21 protein-coding genes are annotated in these 21,673 nt (G+C 57.7%); 10 read left to right on the top strand and 11 right to left on the bottom strand.

What is annotated here, in order from left to right; genetic code table 11:
* Positions 1-34 precede the first annotated feature (34 nt).
* From CLH62_RS19910 to metG, 7 genes are read right to left on the bottom strand one after another with little or no spacing between them, the layout of a single operon-like run.
* A complete protein-coding gene (locus CLH62_RS19910) occupies positions 35-751 on the bottom strand; it encodes an electron transport complex subunit E (RefSeq protein ID WP_099619930.1) in 717 nt (238 codons plus the stop codon).
* Positions 752-753: 2 nt separating this feature from the next.
* Positions 754-1,455, bottom strand: a complete 702-nt coding sequence (gene rsxG, locus CLH62_RS19905; protein WP_099619929.1) for an electron transport complex subunit RsxG — start codon at positions 1,453-1,455, stop codon at positions 754-756.
* 3 nt (positions 1,456-1,458) lie between these two features.
* A complete protein-coding gene (gene rsxD, locus CLH62_RS19900; RefSeq protein WP_099619928.1) occupies positions 1,459-2,508 on the bottom strand; it encodes an electron transport complex subunit RsxD in 1,050 nt (349 codons plus the stop codon).
* A 20-nt stretch (positions 2,509-2,528) separates the two neighbouring features.
* Positions 2,529-4,355, bottom strand: coding sequence for an electron transport complex subunit RsxC (gene rsxC, locus CLH62_RS19895; RefSeq protein ID WP_099619927.1), 1,827 nt, complete (start codon positions 4,353-4,355; stop codon positions 2,529-2,531).
* Positions 4,355-4,933: an electron transport complex subunit RsxB gene (gene rsxB, locus CLH62_RS19890; RefSeq protein WP_099619926.1), complete on the bottom strand. Its 579-nt coding sequence runs from the start codon at positions 4,931-4,933 to the stop codon at positions 4,355-4,357. The genes rsxC and rsxB overlap by 1 nt, the downstream gene beginning before the upstream one ends.
* 29 nt (positions 4,934-4,962) lie before the next feature.
* The gene (rsxA, locus tag CLH62_RS19885) at positions 4,963-5,544 is read right to left on the bottom strand and encodes an electron transport complex subunit RsxA (protein ID WP_099619925.1); all 582 of its coding nucleotides are present in this window, start codon (positions 5,542-5,544) and stop codon (positions 4,963-4,965) included.
* A gap of 32 nt (positions 5,545-5,576) precedes the next feature.
* On the bottom strand, positions 5,577-7,607 hold the full coding sequence (gene metG / locus CLH62_RS19880; RefSeq protein ID WP_099619924.1) for a methionine--tRNA ligase: 2,031 nt from the start codon (positions 7,605-7,607) through the stop codon (positions 5,577-5,579).
* Between the two features lie 198 nt (positions 7,608-7,805).
* Here metG and apbC point away from each other — a divergent pair, with 198 nt between their 5' ends.
* From apbC to CLH62_RS19860, 4 genes are all read left to right on the top strand, one after another.
* Entirely contained in the window at positions 7,806-8,906 is a 1,101-nt protein-coding gene (apbC, locus tag CLH62_RS19875) for an iron-sulfur cluster carrier protein ApbC (protein ID WP_099619923.1), read from the top strand.
* Positions 8,907-9,180: 274 nt separating this feature from the next.
* Positions 9,181-9,747: a dCTP deaminase gene (gene dcd, locus CLH62_RS19870; protein ID WP_099619970.1), complete on the top strand. Its 567-nt coding sequence runs from the start codon at positions 9,181-9,183 to the stop codon at positions 9,745-9,747.
* Entirely contained in the window at positions 9,744-10,343 is a 600-nt protein-coding gene (locus CLH62_RS19865) for a YjaG family protein (RefSeq protein WP_099619922.1), read from the top strand. Before dcd ends, CLH62_RS19865 begins: the two co-directional genes overlap by 4 nt.
* Positions 10,344-10,418: 75 nt before the next feature.
* Complete coding sequence (locus CLH62_RS19860) at positions 10,419-11,696, top strand: valine--pyruvate transaminase (RefSeq protein ID WP_099619921.1); 1,278 nt, start codon at positions 10,419-10,421, stop codon at positions 11,694-11,696.
* On the opposite strand, the gene CLH62_RS19855 is transcribed toward CLH62_RS19860, so the two are convergent.
* The 3 genes from CLH62_RS19855 to purM form a co-directional block, all read right to left on the bottom strand.
* On the bottom strand, positions 11,693-12,421 hold the full coding sequence (locus tag CLH62_RS19855; RefSeq protein ID WP_099619920.1) for a DUF3108 domain-containing protein: 729 nt from the start codon (positions 12,419-12,421) through the stop codon (positions 11,693-11,695). The genes CLH62_RS19860 and CLH62_RS19855 overlap by 4 nt on opposite strands.
* A gap of 91 nt (positions 12,422-12,512) precedes the next feature.
* Positions 12,513-13,175 (bottom strand): phosphoribosylglycinamide formyltransferase, encoded by a 663-nt coding sequence (gene purN, locus CLH62_RS19850; RefSeq protein ID WP_099619919.1) that lies wholly within the window; start codon positions 13,173-13,175, stop codon positions 12,513-12,515.
* Positions 13,172-14,236, bottom strand: a complete 1,065-nt coding sequence (gene purM / locus CLH62_RS19845) for a phosphoribosylformylglycinamidine cyclo-ligase (RefSeq protein WP_099619969.1) — start codon at positions 14,234-14,236, stop codon at positions 13,172-13,174. Before purM ends, purN begins: the two co-directional genes overlap by 4 nt.
* A gap of 159 nt (positions 14,237-14,395) precedes the next feature.
* On the opposite strand from purM, the gene CLH62_RS19840 reads away from it, so the two are divergent.
* From CLH62_RS19840 to CLH62_RS19820, 5 genes are read left to right on the top strand one after another with little or no spacing between them, the layout of a single operon-like run.
* Positions 14,396-15,751 carry a DUF2066 domain-containing protein gene (locus CLH62_RS19840; protein ID WP_099619918.1) on the top strand — a complete coding sequence of 452 codons (1,356 nt, stop codon included), beginning with the start codon at positions 14,396-14,398 and terminating at the stop codon, positions 15,749-15,751.
* 27 nt (positions 15,752-15,778) lie between these two features.
* Positions 15,779-16,333, top strand: a complete 555-nt coding sequence (locus CLH62_RS19835) for a CDP-alcohol phosphatidyltransferase family protein (RefSeq protein ID WP_099619968.1) — start codon at positions 15,779-15,781, stop codon at positions 16,331-16,333.
* Positions 16,330-17,028, top strand: a complete 699-nt coding sequence (hda, locus tag CLH62_RS19830; RefSeq protein ID WP_099619917.1) for a DnaA regulatory inactivator Hda — start codon at positions 16,330-16,332, stop codon at positions 17,026-17,028. Before CLH62_RS19835 ends, hda begins: the two co-directional genes overlap by 4 nt.
* 60 nt (positions 17,029-17,088) lie before the next feature.
* The gene (locus CLH62_RS19825) at positions 17,089-17,886 is read left to right on the top strand and encodes a ParA family protein (protein WP_099619916.1); all 798 of its coding nucleotides are present in this window, start codon (positions 17,089-17,091) and stop codon (positions 17,884-17,886) included.
* Between the two features lie 12 nt (positions 17,887-17,898).
* Entirely contained in the window at positions 17,899-18,234 is a 336-nt protein-coding gene (locus CLH62_RS19820; protein ID WP_099619915.1) for a YqcC family protein, read from the top strand.
* Here the strand turns inward: CLH62_RS19820 and nadC are convergent, their stop codons facing one another.
* Positions 18,235-19,074 carry a carboxylating nicotinate-nucleotide diphosphorylase gene (gene nadC, locus CLH62_RS19815; protein WP_099619914.1) on the bottom strand — a complete coding sequence of 280 codons (840 nt, stop codon included), beginning with the start codon at positions 19,072-19,074 and terminating at the stop codon, positions 18,235-18,237.
* Between the two features lie 223 nt (positions 19,075-19,297).
* Here nadC and CLH62_RS19810 point away from each other — a divergent pair, with 223 nt between their 5' ends.
* On the top strand, positions 19,298-21,619 hold the full coding sequence (locus CLH62_RS19810; protein WP_099619913.1) for a DUF1631 domain-containing protein: 2,322 nt from the start codon (positions 19,298-19,300) through the stop codon (positions 21,617-21,619).
* Positions 21,620-21,673 lie beyond the last annotated feature (54 nt).

The following is a 21,673-nucleotide window of genomic DNA, read 5'->3' as shown; positions in this document are numbered from 1 at the left end:
ATCAACTGCCGTAAGTAGTCGTCCGGTGAAATAGTCAGGAGACATTCCCGGTAACCCGGACCCGCTTGCTCCCGGCCGCTACCGGAGCCGGTTCACTGGCTTTGCGGCGCTCCTTCAGATGGTTGTCGATGCCGTTCTTGAGTGCAATCAGCACTCCAAGGCCAATAAAGGCGCCGGGTGGGAGGATCATGAACAGCATGTCCGGGTAGTCCTCGAACGGGCGGACGACCCAGTCAGCAGCGGCGGGGCCGAGCAGCAGGTCCATGTCCACAAACAGGCTACCCTGGCCGATGAGCTCCCGCATGCCACCCAGAACCACCAGGACTGCGAGAAAACCAGTTCCCATCATGGCGCCGTCCAGCAGGGCAGGGACTGGCGGGTTTCTGGAGGCAAAGGCATCGGCCCGGCCCAGAATCGAGCAGTTGGTCACGATCAGCGGTATGAAAATGCCCAGTATCTGGTAGAGCTCGTAGGTGAACGCCTGCATCAACAGTTCGGCGCAGGTTACGAAAGAGGCGATGATCATGACAAAAGCCGGCAAGCGCACGGACTCACTGACAAAGTTGCGAATCAGTGAAACGGCAAGGTTGGAGCCCATAAGCACCATCAGTGTTGCTACGCCAAGACCAATGGCATTGACAACGGTACTGGTAACGGCCAGCAAAGGGCACAGGCCGAGAACCTGCACCAGTGCAGGGTTATTGTCCCAGAGGCCGTCGCGGATAATTTCGCTGGAAGATTTGGTCGCCATGATCAGGAATGCTCCGTGTTGGACAATTCGCTGGCAATCGCTTCCGGTTTGAGGGCTTCGCTCCTTGGAGACGGCGTCTCATTGAGACGCTGCCGAATAACCTGGCGATTCTCTCGAAAATAGATCAGTGCTTTCTGAACAGCCTTTACCACGGCTCGCGGAGTGATCGTGGCACCGGTGAACTGGTCAAATTCGCCGCCGTTCTTTTTTACGTTCCACTCCCTGTGGGGTGGCTGGCCCAGGGAGCGACCTTCGAAGCTTTTGATCCAGTTCGATTTTTTGGTCTCGATACGGTCACCCAACCCTGGGGTCTCCCGGTGGCTGGTTACCCGGACGCCAAGGATGGTCCCCTGCATATCCACACCAACCAGCAGACGGATTTTCCCGGAATAACCGTCGGGCGCAACAATGGGCATGATCATTCCGACTGGCTGGCCATCCTTCCGGGCAACCCAGACTGTCAGAGCGCCGGGCTGGGCCAGCCGCTTACTGGCCGGAAGCTGTACGGTATCCTTGAGCAGGTCATTGGTGTGCCGACTTTCGGGAATGATCTCGAACAATGCCTGTGCTTCGGCCTGCGCTGCCTGCTCTTTAATTCGTTCTTCAGTGGCTACCTGAGTCACTGCAATGGTGCCACCGGTGATGATAGCGAACAAGCCGAGGCCGATGGCACTGCGACGCATGGACTGTGCTATGGCGGCCATGGATTACCCCTGATTGCCCGGTACACCCCGGCGGGCCTTGTGATGGCCGTAAGTCCGCGGTGGTGTGTAGTGATCAATAAATGGCACGGCAAAGTTCATCAGCAGAACGCTGAAAGCAACGGCGTCGGGATAGTTGCCCCAGGTACGGATCAGATAGATCAGAATACCGATTCCCGCCCCGTAAATCAGTTTTCCCTGATGGCTGGTAGCCGCAGAGACCGGGTCGGTGGCAATAAAAAAGGCACCGAGCATGGTACCGCCAGCCAGCAGGTGAAGTGATACCGGCGCATACAGGTCTGCATTGTTGCCAAACGCCAGGCTCATGACGATAAGGCCGCCCAGAAATCCGGCTGGAATGTGCCAACTGATAATTCGAAGGCCGATCAGTAAGAGGCCGCCAGCGAGAAAGGCGGCATTCACCCATTCCCAGCCCTTGGCTATGCCGTCACCAAAGGTAGGGTGGGTCAGCACCTCGGCCGAGGTGTGGCTGGCGATCTTGTGTTTGTACTCATCAAGGGGTGTTGCCATAGTCCAGCCATCTACAGCTGTTTGCTGGCCCGAGGCGATGGTTGCCAGGGTTTCGCTGAAGCCCGGAGCGCCGTCCCAGAGCATGGCTGGTTCTGCCCAGTTGGTGGTCATGGCCACCGGAAACGACACCAGTACCAGCGCATAACCGACCATGGCTGGGTTGAACGGGTTAGAACCAAGCCCGCCGTAAAGCTGCTTGGCGACAACAATGGCGGAAATGACAGCCACCATTGAAACCCACCAGGGGGCAAACTGGGGCAAGGAGAGGCCAAGTAATAAACCGGTTACCGCCGCCGTGTTGTCCCTGATAACGAAGGCCACCGGTTTTTTCCGGAGCCGGAGCAGGGCGGCTTCGGAAAGAACGGCGATTGTGATGCAGAAGACCACATTAATGAGGTTGCCCCAGCCGAAAAACAGGGTCTGGGCAAACAGACCGGGCAACGCCGCAACCATCACCCACAACATCACGCGGGATGTCGGTCGGGCCTTGTGGGCATGGGGTGAAGACTGCTGAACAAACGCCATGTGTGTCGAGCCTGATTCCGTTAGTGGGTGGACTGGGATTCGGCTGGCCGGGTGGCCAGTTTGTTTCGGGCTTCAGTCAGCGCCTCTTCGGCTCGCTTCACCCGGTCATGGTTCTTTGCTACTGCACGCTCAAGCTTCTCCACGTTGTCGGCCTGTTGCGCTTTCGCTTCGTCAAGCATTCCCTGCATGGTTTCCAGTTTGGATTGGGCCTGGCTCAGCTGCTTTTCCAGAGATTCAATATCCGGCTTTTCTTCAGTTATGTCGGCTGCGGGTGGCGGCTGGGATGCCTCGGTTTTTGCCTTCTTGCGTGCCAGGGCCTGCTCGACCAGAGCGGCTTTGGCAGAGCGTTCATCAACGGCCTCTCCCTCTGCTGCGGCTTTCTCCGCTTCGGCTTGTTTCTTTTCCTGGGCTTCGGCCGCAGCTCTTGCCCGTTCTTTGCGCCTCAGTTCTTTCTCTTCCCGCTCCCGCTCCAGGCGGGCCTGGCGAGCTTCGAAGCGCTCCCGGGCGTGGTCCGCTTTCAGCTGTTCTGCCCGCTGAACACGAATTTCGCCTTTGGCGAAGCGGTAGTACTGCACCAGCGGGATCGAGCTCGGGCATACGTAGGAGCAGGCTCCGCATTCGATGCAGTCGAACAGGTTCAGGTGCTCTGCCTTTTCAAATTCGGTGGCTTTGGCGTACCAGAACAGCTGCTGTGGTAATAACTCCATGGGGCAGGCTTCGGCGCACTGTCCGCATCGGATACAGGGTTGTTCCGGTGGTGGAGCCGGTAACTCACTGGCCGTCGCCGCGATGACGCAATTGGTGGTTTTAATGACCGGAATGGCTTCGGTTGTAAGCGTATAGCCCATCATCGGGCCGCCGAGCACCAGACGGCTGAGCTTGTCCAGTTGAATACCGGCCTGTTCGAGCAGATACTCGATCGGCGTGCCAATTAACACCTCGAAATTGCCCGGTTCGCGCACGGCTTCGCCGGTAATAGTAACGATCCGCGAAATCAGTGGTGAACCTCCAAGCACGGCCTGCGCCACGGCAACGGCGGTTCCGATGTTCTGGCACATAACTCCGATATCAGCTGGAATACCGCCGCTGGGCACTTCCATGCCAGTCAGTATCTGGATCAGCTGTTTCTCACCACCGGACGGATACTTGGTCGGAATAACCGCAATTTCAGTCTGGGTGCCCTCGGTTGCCTTGCGCATCGCCGCAATGGCTTCCGGCTTGTTGTCTTCAATACCAATGACGCAGCGTTCCGGACGAAGAATCCACGCCATAACCTTCAGGCCGGCAACAACATCATCGGCTTTTTCCCGCATGGTCATGTCATCGGCCGTAATGTAGGGCTCGCACTCAGCGCCGTTCAGAATCAGGGTGCTTACCTTGCGGTCCCGGGGTGGCCGGAGCTTGATGTTGGTGGGAAACCCGGCGCCGCCCATACCGGAAATGCCGGCATTCCGGATAATCTCAAGGACCTGGTCACGGTCGAGGGCGCGATAGTCAGTCACCGGGTTGCGGGAGCACCATTGGTCTTCGCCATCCGGCTTGAGTGTTATGCACCAGTCCGCCATTCCCGATGGGTGGGGAACGGGGTGTTCCGAAATGCTCTCGATCAGGCCGGATGTCGGTGCATGAACGGCTACGCCCATTCCGGTTTTAACATCCGCGATTATTTGCCCTTTCAGAACCCGTTCACCGACCTCAACAATTGCTTCGGCCGGGTCGCCGATGTGCTGCTGAAGCGGTAAAATCAGCCGCTCGGGAATTCCGGTGTGGCGAATAGGGCGAGCCGTTGAGAAGTCTTTGTGCTGCGGCGGATGAATGCCACCGGGAAAGTCCCACAGGTGTGTCATCAGGCGCTGGCTCCCTGGCGGTCGGTGGCGATGAGTCCCGAGGTTGGCGGCGTCCATGTCCAGGTACGGATATCCGGTTCAACGGTCACCATGTCGATACAATCGACCGGGCAGGGCTCCACGCAGAGGTCGCAGCCGGTGCATTCGCTTTCAATAACGGTGTGCATATGTTTGGCGGCGCCGAGAATGGCATCTACCGGGCAGGCCTGAATGCACTTGGTGCAGCCGATACACTCGTCCTCCCGGATGACCGCAACCCGCTTGACCTGCTCAACGCCATGCTCCGCGTCCAGGGGTTCCGGCTCAACATCCAGCAGATCGGCAAGGGCCTTGATGGTCGATTCACCACCGGGAGGGCACTTGTTAATCGGGCCGCCCTCTGCGATGGATTCTGCATAGGGCCGGCAACCCGGATAACCACACTGCCCGCACTGGGTCTGTGGCAGGAGCGCATCAATCTGGTCAACCAGCGGATTGCCTTCTACCTTGAAGCGTTCAGCGGCAAAGCCCAGCAAACCTCCGAACACAACGGCCAGGGCCAGAAGAACCAACACGGCAACGAGAACGCTTGTCCACATAAACTGCTACTCCTAATTCAGCTACCCTGTCAAACGCTGACCAGGCCACTAAAACCCAGGAACGCCAGTGACATCAGCCCGGCCGTAACCAGCCCGATCGCGGCCCCGCGAAACGCAACCGGAACGTCAGAGACGGCGATGCGTTCACGCATGGCGGCAAACAGGACCAGGACCAGGGAGAAGCCGGCCGCTGCGCCAAAACCGTACAAAACCGACTCAACGAAGTTGTTGTTCTTGTTGATGTTCAGGAGAGCGACCCCAAGCACCGCGCAGTTTGTGGTGATCAGGGGGAGGAAAATGCCCAGCACCCGGTAGAGCAAGGGGCTGGTCTTGCGCACCACCATTTCCGTGAACTGGACCACCACGGCAATTACCAGGATAAAGGTGATGGTTCGGAGAAACGCCAGGTCCAGGGGGGCCAGCAGGTAGGTGTAGGCAAGGTAGCTGCAAACCGAGGCCAGCGTCAGCACGAACGTGGTGGCCAGGGACATGCCCATCGCCGTTTCCAGTTTTCCCGAAACGCCCATGAACGGGCACAGTCCCAGGAACTGAACCAGCACAAAGTTGTTCACCAGAATGGTGCTGACCAGAATCAGTAGGTATTCGGTCATTTACCTTGCTCCATTGACCCGGCTGCCGGCCGTTACATGATCCGCATGCCGGGCGTGGCCCCGGAATCGGGAGACAGAATAAAGATATCCTTGCCACCCGGCCCCGCGGCCAGAACCATGCCCTCGGACATGCCGAACTTCATTTTCCGGGGCTTGAGGTTGGCAACCATCACCGTCAGCCGCCCCTCAAGATCTTCCGGTTTGTAGGCAGACTTGATACCAGCAAACACGTTGCGTTCGCCATGCCCCACGTCAAGAGTGAGGCGAAGAAGCTTGTCTGCCCCTTCAACATGTTCTGCTTTCACTATTTTAACAATCCGGAGGTCCACTTTCGCGAAATCCCCGAATTCTATCTCGTCGGCAATCGGCTCAAGATTGGCGCCAGACGCCGGCTTGCCAGTCGCTGCGGGCAATTCCTCTTTTGAGGCGTCCAGCATCTTCTCGATCTGGGCCATGTCCACCCGATTCATCAGTGGCTTGAACTTGTCGATACCATGGTTCTCGAGGCGCTGACCACGGTTGTTCCAGTCCAGCTTCGCGTTCAGGAACGTTTCTGCCGCCTTTGCGGTCTCCGGTAGCACCGGTGCCAGGTAGGTCATCAGCAGGTGGAACATGTTGAGGGCATTAGTGCAGATCGCCTGCAACTTTTCATCCTGGCCTTCCTGTTTCGCGATTACCCAGGGCTGTTCGTCATTGACGTACTGATTGGCAATGTCCGCCAGTTCCATGACCCGGCGCATGGCTCGGCCGAATTCACGGGCTTCGTAGAATTCCTCGATCTGCTGGCCGGCATCGACAAACTCCTTCAGCTTGTCGTGTTCGGTGATCTGGCCCAGCTGGCCGTCAAACCGCTTGGTGATAAAACCGGCGCTACGACTGGCAATGTTCACGACTTTGCCCACCAGATCCGAGTTCACCCGGGCAGCAAAATCTTCCAGATTCAGGTCCATGTCATCCACGCTGCCGGTCAGCTTGGCCGCGAAATAGTACCGCAGGTATTCCGGATTCAGATGGTCCAGATAGGTGCGGGCCATGATGAAGGTGCCCCGGGACTTGGACATTTTCTTGCCGTTCACCGTCACAAAGCCGTGGGCCCAGACCGCCGTTGGCGTTCGGAAACCGGCATCGTGAAGCATGGACGGCCAGAACAGGGCGTGGAAGTTGATGATGTCCTTGCCGATGAAGTGATACACCTCGGCGGTGGAGTCGGCCTTCCAGAAGTGCTCGAAATCGATGCCTACCCGATTACAAAGATTCTTGAAGCTGGCCAGGTAGCCGATCGGGGCATCGAGCCAGACATAGAAGTATTTCCCCGGCGCATCCGGAATCTCGAAGCCGAAGTAGGGGGCATCACGACTGATATCCCATTCCTGCAGCCCGGCATCCAGCCACTCGGCCAGCTTGTTCGCTACCTGTGGCTGCAATGTGCCGCTGCGGGTCCATTTTGCCAGGAAGTCAGCGAAATCAGGCAGCTTGAAGAAATAGTGCTCGGACTCTTTCTCAATCGGCGTGGCCCCGGACACCGCCGAACGCGGGTTGATCAGCTCCGCCGGCGTGTAGGTCGCGCCGCAGGCTTCACAGTTGTCACCGTACTGGTCCTCGGTCTTGCACTTCGGACAGGTGCCCTTGATAAACCGGTCCGCCAGGAACATGTTCTTTTCCGGGTCGTAGGACTGGGTGATCTTGCGCGTGGCGATGTGCCCGTTTTCCTGCAACTGGCGGTAGATGTACTCAGAGAACTGACGGTTTTCCTCTGAGTGCGTGGTGTAGTAGTTGTCAAAGCTGATGTGGAAACCGCTGAAATCTTCCTGATGCTCCTCACGGATACGATCAATCAGCTGCTCGGAAGTAATGCCTTCCCGCTCGGCGCGGAGCATAATAGCTGTGCCGTGGGCATCGTCGGCGCAAACGTAGTAACAGTTCTGGCCACGCATTTTCTGATAGCGCACCCAGATATCCGTCTGAATGTATTCCAGCAGGTGGCCCAGGTGAATGGGGCCGTTGGCGTACGGCAGGGCGCTGGTGACCAGAATATCGCGCTGTTGCTTGCTCGCTTGCGTCATGGTGATGTCCGAACCTTATGTTGACACGGGTTGGAAAGACAAAACGGGGCGCTGGCGGCCAAATGAATGGCTTGCGCCAGGTAAAGACCCCATATGGTCAGAAACGGGCACAGATGATACCTTCCGGGCAGATATTTTTCATCCGAATCACCTGTTTCCGTGCTTAAAATCGCGCATTAGCTTATTCCGGAGAACCCGATGACACAGATTTCAGAGCAGGCCCTGCAGACAGCGGTACGCGAATACCGCGACCCGTATCTCGGCAAGGACCTCTACGAACTGGGTGCTGTAAAATCCCTGAACGCGGACGACAGCGGAAAAGTGACCCTCATGGTCGAGCTGCCGTACCCCTCAAAAGGCATCGCCGGCGCCCTGAAGGAAATCGTGACCAACGCGCTGGAGTTTGTCGATGGGGTAGAGAGTGCCGACGTTCACGTAGGCCAGAAGATCCACTCCTACAAGGTTCAAAAAGACCTGCCATCAGTACCCGGCGTGAAAAACATCATCGCCGTTGCCTCTGGCAAAGGCGGTGTCGGCAAATCCACCACCGCCGTCAACCTCGCCCTGGCGTTGCAAGCTGAAGGTGCCAGAGTGGGCATCCTGGACGCCGACATCTACGGCCCCAGCATCGGCATGATGCTCGGTGTACCCGAAGGCAAACGCCCCGACACCCGCGAAAACAAATACTTTGTCCCTATGGAAGCCCACGGATTGCAGGCCAACTCCATGGCTTTCGTCGTTACCGACAAAACCCCCATGGTCTGGCGCGGCCCCATGGTTAGCGGCGCCGTGATGCAACTGCTGCAACAGACCCTCTGGAATGAACTCGACTACCTCATCATCGACATGCCCCCGGGCACCGGCGACATCCAGCTCACCCTGGCCCAGAAAGTCCCAGTCACCGGCGCCGTCATCGTGACCACCCCCCAGGACATCGCGTTGCTGGACGGTAAAAAAGGCATCGAAATGTTCCGCAAAGTCGACATCCCGGTACTGGGTGTGGTCGAAAACATGAGTGTCCACATCTGCAGCAACTGCGGCCACGAAGAACCCCTGTTCGGCCACGGCGGCGGCGCCCGCATCGCCGAAGAATACGGCACCACACTCCTCGGCCAACTGCCGCTGCACATGACCATCCGCGAACAGACCGACGGCGGCACCCCCTCCGTAGTCGCAGAACCGGACTCCGAAGTTGCCCGCCGCTACCGGGATATCGCCAGAAGGGTAGGGGCTGAACTGTCCACCCGGGAGCACAATCTCAGCGGTTCGATTTCAAGCGTTTCAGTAACCGAGCACTAGCTGACACTCCCGGGACGGCAACTACCAAAGTCTGTTCGCGGGCGCGGGAAAGGTCGTCCAAAAATTTTGGAGGCCAAGGATGGCCGGAAAAAAGCGCACATGGACGTGCTCGTAGCGGTTTTTGGACGACCTTTGCTGTGACCGCAGCCCCCAAGGTCCAAGGAGTGCAGTCTCTGAGTTGAGGCGGAGAAGTAAGCCCGTGAAGCTTCGACAGACTTCCAGGGAACAGGTAAACTACGCCTCAATTTTTCCCAGTGATTACGAGACTTCGCCAATGAGCATCAAAGCCGACAAGTGGATTCGCCGGATGTCCGAAGAAAACGGCATGATCGAACCGTTCGAGAGCGGACAGGTTCGTGAAACTGAAAAAGGCCGCGTGATCTCCTACGGCACCTCCAGCTACGGTTACGACGTACGCTGCAGCAACGAATTCAAAATCTTCACCAACGTCCACTCCGCCACCGTGGACCCCAAGAACTTCGACGAAAACAGCTTCGTCAACTACACCGGCGACGTCTGCATCATCCCGCCGAACTCCTTTGCCCTGGCCCGCACCGTGGAATACTTCCGTATCCCGCGCAGCGTACTCACCATCTGCCTCGGCAAATCCACCTACGCTCGTTGCGGGATCATCGTCAACGTCACCCCGCTTGAGCCCGAGTGGGAAGGCCAGGTTACCCTGGAGTTTTCCAACACCACCAACTTGCCGGCCAAAATCTACGCCAACGAGGGCGTGGCCCAGATGCTGTTCTTCGAATCCGACGAGATCTGCGAGACCAGCTATAAAGACCGGGGTGGAAAATACTTCGGCCAGACCGGCGTAACCCTGCCCAAGACATGAACGCCAACCAGTTCCTCAAAGCAGTCTCACAGTTGCAGGGCTGGCGCGAATGCGCCTTCCTGCTCGCTCTGGCTGAGCGCTCATTCCCCAACTATGCCTTGTTCGCAGACGCCGTTGACCTGAAAACCGGGGCCAAAATGCGCCAGCTGCTGGACCTGGCCTGGGACCTGCTCCAGAAAGATGTTTCGGAGTCCGCGATCCCCCAACTGCTGGCAAAGCTGGAAGCCCTGTCTCCGGATGTGAATGCCTACGATGCCTACGGCGTGTATCCGGCTTTCGACTTCTGTCAGTTGCTGGAGCAGGCTTTGCTCAGTCGCCTGAACCCGGGCAAACACCGGGCAACAGATGCCTCGCAGATGGCCACAGCAACAGTGGTGAACTTTATTGAACTCTCCGAGGGTGAGGATCTCGACGAAGATGAGTTGGTTCGCTTGCTGGATCAACACCCCCTGATGAAAGACGACAAGGCCTTCCAGCGTGAACTGGTGCTTGACCTCAAACGCCAGCGCACGCCCACCGATCAATTCGTGGCTCGCCTGCGGGAAGAGGCTGGCAACGACGGCGTCAGCAACCTGGGCATCTCCCTCAACGAATAATTGAACAGCCCGCGGGCGAGCTACACTTTCAGTGTCATTTATTGTTGTCAGCACTGGTCAGATGGAATTTACCTCATGAAACTCTCTGCTTTTGGTCGAAAATTTACCGCCGATGCCGGTATCACGTCCCTGATGGATGACCTCGGTAATGCCATGGCATCCGGGGACGAGATGATCATGATGGGTGGTGGTAACCCCGGCCACATTCCCGAGATCCAGCAGCGAGTGCAGGAAATTCTGGCTGACATGAGCCGCAATGAAGGGGATGTTCGGCGTCTGGTGGGCATTTACGATCCACCCCAGGGTGAAAAGCAGTTTATCGCCTCCCTAGCCGAGATGCTGAACCGCGAGTATGACTGGGGCCTGAAGCCCGATAACATCGCGCTTACCAATGGCAGTCAGGCAGCCTTCTTCATGCTGTTCAACATGTTTGGAGGCGACTACGGTGAGGGCCAGCGCAAGCATATTCTGTTGCCACTGGCACCGGAATACATCGGTTACGCGGACGCCGGCATCGAACCTGGCCTGTTCCACGCGGTTCAGCCGGATATTTCCTTTACCGATGCCCACGAATTCAAGTACCGGGTGGATTTCGATGCCGTGGAAGTAACTGGCGAGACTGGCGCCATCTGCGTGTCGCGGCCCACCAACCCAACTGGCAACGTGGTCACCGACGAAGAGTTGGCGCGCTTGGAACAGTTGGCCCGCGAGCACGACGTGCCCCTGATTGTTGACGGGGCCTATGGCACGCCATTTCCGAATCTGTTGTTCGTAGATGCAACGCCCACCTGGAACGAGCAGATTATCCTTTGTCTGAGCCTGTCGAAATTGGGCCTGCCGGCGGCGCGGACGGGTATTGTGATTGCGGCTGAGCCGATCATTAAGGCACTTTCGGGAATCAACGCCATCATGAATCTGGCCACGGGCAGTTTCGGAGCTATGCTGGCGGAGCCCCTCGTGCGCTCGGGCGAGATCCTGTCTTTGAGTCGGGAAGTGGTATGCCCATTCTATAAGGCGAAAATGCAGAAGGCGGTGGCCGTTTTCCGGGATGCCATGGGTGAGGACAGTTGCCGTTGGTATATCCACAAGCCGGAGGGTGCGATGTTTCTCTGGTTGTGGTTCCCGGATCTGCCGATTACCAGCCTGGCGCTGTACCAGAGGCTGAAAGCCCGTGGCGTGCTGGTCGTTTCCGGCCATTATTTCTTTCCGGGACTGCCGGAGGATGACTGGAAGCACCGGCACGAGTGCCTGCGGGTTACTTATTCCCAGGATGATGAGCGGGTTGCCGAGGGTTTGCGAATCATCGCAGATGAAGTCAAAGCAGTCTGGCGTGAGGCTGGGCGCGAAATCTAGGGGCCGAAATCCGCCTCTTTCAATTTCAGCTCGTAGGTGCTGCCGTCCGGTTCCACCTGAAGTAGTCGCACGAGAAGGAAATCCTTCTCGGGTGAAAACCACATCAGGGTCTGGCGCTTGGAGTCCTTACGGACCTTTTCCGCTTTCAGGGTACCAGTGCGGTCGCCGCCGGTGCTTATTTGCTCACCGTTTATGACTGCAAAGGTTTCCTCATCAATGGACCGGCCATCAATGACCTTGTAGGTCATGTCACGCTTCCCGTCCCGGATATCCTGGTGCAGCTGGAGCTGATAACCGAGCGGATCCAGCACACCATCTTCCAGTTCGACTTCAAAGGGCTTGCCCTTGTACTCTCCGGTGGCCACACCTGCCGGCCAGTCGAAATCGATTGAATGTTTCCGGTCCTTTATCAGAAAGCCGGAAAGGTGGTAGCGGTACTTCATCGGAACGACCCGGCCGTTCTCCCATCTGAGGATCAGGGATTCATCAATGTCTGCGATAAAGGAATTCACATCGGTTCGGTATAGCCAGATGTCGTTGCCCTGAGATGTCAGAGTCCGTTTTGCGGTGCCATTGAGGGAGATACCTTTTTCCATGGCTGCTGTGTAGCTGGCCTCAAAGGGTGTGAGCCCGGTGTCCGTCTCCGCCAGGACAGGGCCTGCCAGAATGCCGAGGCAGAGCAGCAATGCTGTGCCCCGGAGTTTGGAGACTATTACTGAGTGCATATAGTTAAACCCGAACAAAAATCCGTCATCGATCGCGACAGTGTAGCTGCTCGGGTTGGGTGCGGAGATGACAATTCGTTCAGGCGATTGGTCAGTTATCAGGCAGGCGCATGGGTGCGCTCAGGGGTTTGCCGTCAAACATGACATAGTCGCTGCCCAGCTGAACCCGACCCTCACAGAACCACCGGACCACGATGGGATAAAGGACGTGCTCCTTTTCCTTAACTTTCTCCGCCAGGGATTCCGGGGTGTCGTCTGGGGCAATAGACACCTCTGCCTGGGCGATAACCGGTCCGCCGTCCAGTTCCTCTGTCACGAAATGGATGGAGACCCCATGTACGTTGTCGCCGGCTTCCAGCGCTCTTTGATGGGTCTTCAGGCCGGTATATTTTGGCAGCAGAGAAGGGTGGATGTTGAGCATCTTGCCCCGGAAGGCCCGGACGAAATCGGTGGTCAGGATCCGCATGAAACCGGCCAGCACGATCAGATCCGGGTTATGGCGGAGAATCTCTGCCATAAGGGATGCATCAAACTCTTCCCGGGAGCCGAAATTCTTGTGGTTTACCACAAAGGTTTCAATGTTGGCCTGAGCTGCACGCTCCAGGGCAAAAGCCCCTGGCTGATTACAGCCTACAGCAACAATCTGTCCGGGGAATTCCCGTTCACGGCTCGCGTCAATCAACGCCTGCAGGTTGGTGCCGCTGCCAGAGGCCAGCACCAGGATTCTCGGCAATGGGGTCTGATCTGCCTTCATGTCGACAGAAGTCCGGGAGCGTAGCGAACGGACGCATCTGCATCTTCGCTGGCTGCACTTTCCATGATGCCGACCTGCCAAGCATGTTCGCCCAGTGCTTTGAGGGTATCCAGAGCCAGCTCCTTCTGGTTTGCAGGTACGCAGACGATCATGCCGATGCCGCAGTTAAAGGTTCGGTACATCTCCTCGCTGGCCACGCCGCCATTATCCTTGAGCCACTGGAACACAGGTGGCAGTTTCCAGCTCGCCGTATCGATTGCGGCCACGCTGCCCTTCGGCAGTACCCGGGGAATGTTCTCTGGCAGTCCACCGCCGGTGATATGGGAGAGTGCACGCACGTCTACTTCGCGAATAAGTTGCAGGAGATTTTTCACGTAAATCCGGGTGGGCGCCATCAGGGCGTTGGCCAGGGTGGTCTCGCCCATGGGTTGACTCAGATCGGCACTGCTGACTTCCAGGATTTTACGAATCAGCGAGTAGCCGTTCGAGTGCGGACCGGACGACCCCAGGGCGATAAGCACGTCGCCGGACTGAACCCGGCTGCCGTCAATGATTTCACTGCGCTCGGCAACACCGACACAGAAACCGGCCAGGTCGTAGTCATCACCCTCATACATGCCTGGCATTTCAGCAGTCTCACCGCCTACCAGTGCACAGCCTGCCTGTTCGCAACCTTCACCGATTCCTGCGACCACCTGGGCGGCAACGTCGACATTGAGTTTGCCGGTGGCGTAGTAATCCAGAAAAAACAGGGGTTCTGCGCCGCCGACAACCAGATCGTTTACACACATGGCGACCAGATCAATGCCAATGCTGTCGTGCTTGTTCAGCTGCATCGCCAGTCTCAGTTTGGTGCCTACCCCGTCGGTGCCGGAAACCAGAACCGGCTCATTGTAGCCGGCAGGAATCGAGACCATGGCGCCGAATCCGCCGAGGCCACCCAGAACCTCCGGGCGGCGGGTGCGCGCTGCGGTTTCCTTGATACGGCTGACGAGTTCATTGCCGGCGTCGATATCAACGCCAGCATCGCGGTAGGTCAGGGAGGGCTTCTGTTCGCTCATGGTGTACTTAACCGTTGGCCAGTGGGTCAGGCGCCGGATTTTAACAGGTGGAGTGTGGCGCTCCAAATGTATATTGCTTTTCTGCAACCCGGCGCCGCTACTCACGCTCTGGGCCATGGTGTATCCTATGCGCCATTCATGCGAACTGCAGGGTGTTTCATGTCAGTATCAGGACAAAAGCCGGCACATACTTCAGTATCGGCAGCGTGGGTGTTTGTGTTGTTCACGTTTCTGCTGGGGGGGATTTCCGGCCCGGCGGCGGCGGTAACGGTATCCGGCCTTTATTCTGCCAGGGTGCCGGTGGCCGGTTCCTCCCCGGGTCAGCTGGCTGAAGGCTATTCAGACGGTTTGAGCCAGGTTCTGGTTCGTGTCTCGGGCACCCAGGATGTGCTGTCCATAGAGGGTGTCGAAGCGCTGCTATCCGACGCTGAATCCTTGCTGCTTTCTTATCAGGTAGCCCGGGACGACTCTGGCCAGAGTGTCCTGGACATGTCTTTCGGCGCGGTAGGTGTAAACCGGGCCCTGGCCTCCATCAATGCGCCGGTATGGGGCGCCAACCGTCCCCTGACGCTGGCGTGGATTGCGGCCGAGGAGCGGGGCTCCCGCACCCTGGTAACCGACGGTACGCAGGGGGCTACGACGGGCACCCAGGAAACCAGCGGAACCTGGAAGGCCGCCTTTGACGCGGCAGCCAGAAAGCGGGGGTTGCCGGTGGCGCTGCCTCCCGCAGGTTTCACCACGGATCGGGAACTTTTGTCAGACATCTGGGGCCAGTTTATTGGCCGGGTGAAGGCGGCATCGAGTGACCTGGAGCACGATGTGCTGGCATTGGTTCGGGTCAGTCGCAATGGTGATCAGTGGCGTGCCGGTTGGGTTTTTGATGGCATGTCGATGAATGCGGGCGAGGAATCGGTAACAGCTCCGACCCGTGACGCCCTGGCCGAGGCGATGATTAATCGCTGGGCCGAGCTTTACGCCAGCCGCTATGCCGTCGACGCTGCAGAAGTTGGCGAATCCCCGCAAGTCGATATTGTGGTGCGCGGTGTGAGCTCGCTGGAGGACTATGCCAGGATCAACCAGATTCTCGGAGGGCTGACGCCGGTGGTCAGTGTAGGTGCCCACCGGGTCCGGGATGACCAGTTGACTCTGAGAGTCGCTTTTTCCGGCGAGCTGGATCAGCTCAAGGAATACATTGCCCTCAATCCGAGATTCGTCTCCCTGGGAACGGAGAATCCGTCTGTTCCATCTGAAGCTCCGCGCGAAGTTCCGTCGTCATCGAGTCAGCCGTCGGCCGCGCCAGAATCGGAAGCCGGCCCCGAGAGCGCCGGTGAGCAACCGTCCGGCGCCGCCGGATCGCAGTCACCGGCGGGAGACTCAGAAAGCCCGTCACTGTTTACCTATCAGCCGGTGCCCGTTGATGAGGAGGATTCCAGGCAGGCGTTCGAATCCCTGTATCAGGTTCTGTATTATCGTTGGCAACCGTCGTCTGTCATCGGGAGCGATGGCGGAGAGTAAGACGTTACCGGAGGGAGCCTTTTGAATTTGCACAGCTGGCGCTGGATTCCCAATGCCCTGACGTTTCTGCGCATTCTTCTGATAGCTCCCTTTGCAGTCGCGTTGCTGGCCGGCGACTATCGGCGGGCGCTGGTCATTTTTTTTCTTGCCGCTGGCACGGATGCAATCGACGGGTTCCTGGCCCGGCACTTTAACTGGCGCTCAAGGCTCGGCGCCATTGCTGATCCTCTTGCCGACAAGGCCTTGCTGATTACCGCCTACCTGATGCTTACACTGACCTCTGTTCTGCCGGTCTGGCTGTTTATTGTGATTCTGGGGCGGGACCTGCTGATCGTGGCGGGCGCACTGGCTTACCATTACGCCGTTGGCCGCTATGATATGGAGCCGAGTATCCCTGGCAAGGTGAATACCTTCGTTCAGATTCTGGTGGCACTGGCGATCATCGTGCTGCTGGCCGACTTGCCCATGCCGCCCTGGGTGGTGGATGTCGGCATCGCGCTGGCGGCCGCCTCCGCAGTGTTCAGCGGTGTTCATTACATCTTCGTCTGGGGTTTGCGGGCCTGGAGGTCCAAACGGTCATGAGCGCATCCCAGCTGGCACTTGGCGTCAAGCTGCGTGACGATGCGCGCTTCGACAACTTCCACGGTGATCGTAATACGGATGCTGCGAAACGTCTGGAGGTCGTGTGTCATCAGCCAGCCGGGGTTCCCGTAGTGGTACTGTGTGGTGATTCCGATACCGGGAAAAGCCATCTCTTGCAGGCGGTTTGCCATTACAGCGAAAACCAGGGCAGGGCTGCGGTTTGCATCAGTATTGCCGAGCTCCAGCCCTTTGGCCCCGAGGCACTTTCCGGCCTTGAGGCCCAAGAGATTATCTGTCTGGATGACCTGGACCGCATTGCGGGTGACCCGGTGTGGGAAGAAGCCATTTTCCATTTGTATAACCGGATCCAGGACCAGGGTGGACTTTTGATGGTGAGTTTGTCGGACCTGCCCGCCAACCTGCCATTCGAATTGCCAGACCTGGTGTCGCGGCTTAGCCACGGCTTGACCATTCAGCTGGGTATTTACCGGGATGACGATCGACTGAAGATTCTGATGGCGCGGGCGGAAAAACGCGGTCTGATGATGGCCGACGACGTCGCCGGTTACATTATGCGCCGTGCGCCCCGAAGACTTGGGGATTTGCTGGGCATTCTCGATATACTGGATGAAAATTCACTTCAGGCGCAACGAAGGCTCACGATCCCGTTTGTGAAAACGGTTATGGGATGGTGAAAGACCGTAAAGCTCAGTGGCATCAATAGAACGATACTTGCTTATCAAGGGAGAGACGGAATGAGACGGGTGGTATTTAACCAGAAAGGCGGCGTCGGCAAGTCCAGTATTACCTGTAACCTGGCCGCTATCAGCGCAGCTCGGGGCAAACGAACATTGGTTGTGGACCTGGATCCCCAGGGGAACTCCACCCATTACCTGCTGGGAAAGCCGGCCAGCGAGCTTAAGGATACGGTCGCTGATATGCTCGAGCAAACCGTTGCTTTTACCGTGTTCAACCGTCGTCCGGACGAATTCGTTCATGCCTCACCTTTCAAAAACCTGTTTGTGATGCCGTCCAGCCCTGAGCTGGACTTCCTTGAGCGCAAGCTGGAGGCCAAGCACAAGATCTACAAGCTGCGAGAAGCCCTCAAAAAGCTGGAGGAAACCTTTGACGCCATTTATATCGATACGGCGCCGGCACTCAACTTCTACAGCCGGTCCGCACTCATTGCGGCCCAGCGCTGCCTGATACCGTTTGATTGTGACGATTTTTCCCGACAGGCTCTGTACAACATTCTCAACGAAATCCGTGACCTCCAGGAAGACCACAATGAAGACCTGGTTGTTGAGGGAATTATTGCCAATCAGTTCCAGTCCCGGGCCAGTTTGCCGAGACAGCTGGTCAGGGAGCTCATCGAAGAAGGCTTGCCGGTGCTGCCAGTGAGGCTGTCGAGTTCCGTGAAAATGAAAGAGTCTCACCAGAGCCGGCAGCCCCTGATTCATATGGCGCCCAAGCACCCACTGACTCGCCAGTACGAGGACCTGTTCCGGATTCTGCATGGCGAAACCGTGGAGCTGGAGCCACTGACTGACTAAAGCGAGACTGATATGACCAAACCCGACGATCCGATCGGGCAGGTTGCGGACAGCCTGTTGAAAATTGAGATGGAATTACGGCAACTCGGGCTTTGGGAGTCAGGGCGACCCCCGGAGGAGGCCTTACAGAGTACCAAGCCCTTCTGCATCGATACCCTGGAGTTTCACCAGTGGCTGCAGTTTGTGTTTGTGGCCAGGATGAAAGTCATTATTGAGAGCGACCACCCGCTGCCGGCGGTGTCCGGCATAGCGCCCATGGCTGAGGAGCACTTCCGTGGCCGGCCAGAACCTGGCAACGCGCTGGTCAGGGAGCTGGAGGAAATCGACCGTTTGCTGTCCGGAGGCTGATCAGTCCAGTCTCATGGACAGATCCACGGCCCTGATGTCCTTGGTCAGTGCGCCAATCGAGATGAAGTCCACGCCTGTTTCAGCGATCGGGACCAGAGTGGTCGAGTTTATGCCCCCGGAAGCCTCGAGCTTTGCCCTGCCAGCGGTCCTGGTGACCGCCGTACGCATGTCTTCCAGCGAAAATTCGTCCAGCATGATGATGTCGGCGCCGGCATTGAGGGCCTGGTCCAGCTCGCCAAGGTTTTCGGTTTCCACTTCAACGGGTTTGCCCGGTGCAATCCGGTGAGCCGCCACAATGGCGTCGGAAATGGAGCCGCACGCGGCAATGTGGTTTTCCTTGATCAGAAATGCATCCCACAGGCCGATGCGATGGTTGTAACAGCCACCACAGGTAACCGCGTATTTCTGAGCGAGGCGTAGCCCGGGCAGGGTTTTCCGGGTATCCAGCAGGCGAACGCCGGTGTGGGCCACCCTGGCAGAATATCCGGCGCAGGCGGTGGCAACGCCAGAGAGAGTCTGTAACCAGTTCAGGGCCGACCGTTCCGCGGTGAGCAAGCTTCTTGCGGGACCCTCCATGGTGAACAGTTCCTGATCGGGTGACACGGTATCGCCATCGGCAACCTGCCAGACAAGTTTCACCGACGGATCAACCTGCCGGAACACCTCTTCAACCCACTCGCGACCTGCGACTGTGGCGGCTTCCCGGGTAATGACACGGCCGCTGGCGCGTTTTTCCGACGGTATCAGTAATGCCGTGATGTCGCCTTCTCCAATATCTTCCCGCAGACTCTGGGCGACGTTTTCGATTCGGGCCTGGCGGAGGAGTTCTGCGGTGATCATAAGGCGCGCGTCCGGTGGTTTGGGGTGGAACAATGCTGAGGCGGGTAATTCTATAGGGCACTCGGTGAATCGCCAAACTCTTGCCTTCCGTCTTCTAAACTGTGATGCAGGTCAGGTCTACACAAAAGGTGACAAATTCTGACACAACCTGACGTAGTCAGCTCGTATCATGTGAGGTGGAAAGAAGTTCAGATATTTTCCGATCCAGACCCGGAGCAGTTTCATGGCGCACGATAACAAGGTTGTCAGCTTTTCAGGCCAGAAGCCGCCTGCCCGGTTTTCCTTGCCGGCTGCGTTGGTTCACCTGCGTGACGCTTCGGGTCAGTCACTGAAATCCGTTCTTGCCAGGTTTTTTGATCGCGCCGACGATGCCCTGTTCGAACTTGCCGATCGGGCCGGTACCAACCTTGATCAGACTGCCTATTTTGATGCCATGCGAGAGTTAAGGCTCCGCCGCAAGGCCATGGTGGTCTCGATCCTCCAGTATGTCAGCCAGGCGTTTAACGAAATCGGAAAGTTTCAGCCACAGAAGACAACGGGCACTCTGGAAGACATTGACCAGGATTCTCTTAGCCTGGTGGATCATTCCCAGCTGGAGCAACAGGTCGCTGTCGATAACCTGATCAACAAGCTCCGGAATCGTTACACCGAACAGATCCGCCTGTTGACCGTGCGGGTTGGCCATTTGGTACCGGGTATTAACCTGAAAGATGCACAGATGCCTCTGAGCCCGGAAATTATCTGTGGTGGCGTGGCTGAAGCCTGTGCCGATCTCGACATAGACATACGGGCCAAACTGGTGGTCCTCAAGCTGTTTGACCGTCTTCTTGCCGACACGCTGGGAGACTTCTACAAAGAGGCGAATCGGACTCTGGTCAATGAGGGTGTGTTGCCGGAGATGAAGCGTCCGCCGGCAGGAAATGTGCCTGCCCGGTCCGGACAACGGCCTGGAGGTGGTGGCACGGGTGCACCTTCCGGTGTTGATGTTCCGCTGGCTCCTGCCGGTGAAAGCTATGGCGGACCATCGTCCCAGGCGACTTTCTCCGAGCTCAGTGCACTGTTGCATCAGGGTGATGCCGGGTCCAGTGGCCGAGGTCATGGTGGTGAAGGCTTTATTGATACTGATCGCCTCATGGCACGCCTGACGGAAGCACAATCCAACAGCCGCCAGTGGGATGACGGTGTCGTAATGCCTCTTAATCAGCAGCTACAACCAATTCTTCGGTCTGGAGATGGTCAGAGCCTGAACCCGGGACAAATGGACAGTGATGTAATCAATCTGGTGTCCATGTTGTTCGACTTCATCCTTGAAGATCGGCAGCTGCATCCTGTCATGAAGGCATTGATCGGGCGCCTTCAGATCCCGGTGCTGAAAGTCGCCCTCAGTGACAAGAACTTTTTCAACCGGGGTGGTCACCCGGTTCGCAAACTGCTCAATGAGCTCGCACTCTCGGCAATCGGCTGGACAGAGAAAAAGCCTGGGCAGCGTGATCCGCTGCGGGAGAAGATAGAATCCGTGGTGGACCGAATTCTGAACGAGTTCACCAATAACGTGGCTTTGTTCGAGGAATTGCTGAAGGATTTCAGCCACTTCATGGATCTTGACCGCAGGCGGCGGGAGCTGGTGGAGCAGCGACTTCGCGATGCGGAAGAAGGGCGGGCCCGTCAGGAGCGTGCTTCCGAGGCAGCAGAAAGTCTGGTGCGGGATCTGACTGGACAGCGGGATATTCCGGAGCCGGTTGCGGGCTTACTGAATGAGCCCTGGACCAGGTATTTGCAGTGGGTCGTTCTGAGGGAAGGTGAGGACAGTGCGCGATGGCAGCATGCCCGGAACCTGACTGAACAACTGGTCTGGAGCGTGGATCCACGCCCGGTCAGTGATGCAACCCGCAGCGAGTTGTTACGGGCAATACCAGCCATCGTAGATGATCTTCGTAAAGCCCTGCAGGAAATCTCCTGGGATCCGTTTGCCACCGATGCGGCTATCCGCGATCTGGAACTTGCTCACGTTGATGTATTCCAGCGGCTTGTGACGGCGCCGGCCCGGGAAGAGCAGTCTGAAGAGGTTGCTCGATCACTGCCACCGGAGACGCCGGTAGAGGGTGTCGCTCAGCCGGATTCCATGCGATCGGAGGGCGAGCCGTCAGCGGCCCCGCTGAATCCGGAGGAATCCGCAGAAGATCCAGCTGTTGCCCAACCAGCTGCGACGGTCCCCGAAGCCGGCAGTCAGTCTGCCGAGGAGGCGAAGGTGGCACCGGTGATCGATCCGGTATGGCTGGAGAAGGCGGACAGCCTTCGGGTGGGGTCCTGGATCGAACTCACCCGCGAAGAAACAAAGGTGCGGTGCAAACTTGCCGCTTTTATCAAGGCGACCCGCAAGTACATCTTCGTCAACCGGAGTGGTGCCAAGGTTGCGGAATACCACCGTCAGGAGCTGGCTGCAGATATGGAGGCGGGCAGAATCAGCATGCTGGATGATGGTCTGATCTTTGACCGCGCGCTGGAGTCTATCATTGATAACCTTCGTAGCAGCCGCAAGGACTGATTCATAGCAACCAGGGCAGGTTTGTGATTCAATCAGAGGCTGTAATCCTCTGAA

This window comes from Marinobacter guineae (assembly GCF_002744735.1).
GTDB lineage: Bacteria > Pseudomonadota > Gammaproteobacteria > Pseudomonadales > Oleiphilaceae > Marinobacter > Marinobacter guineae.
This window is presented reverse-complemented; position numbering and strand designations above follow the sequence as displayed.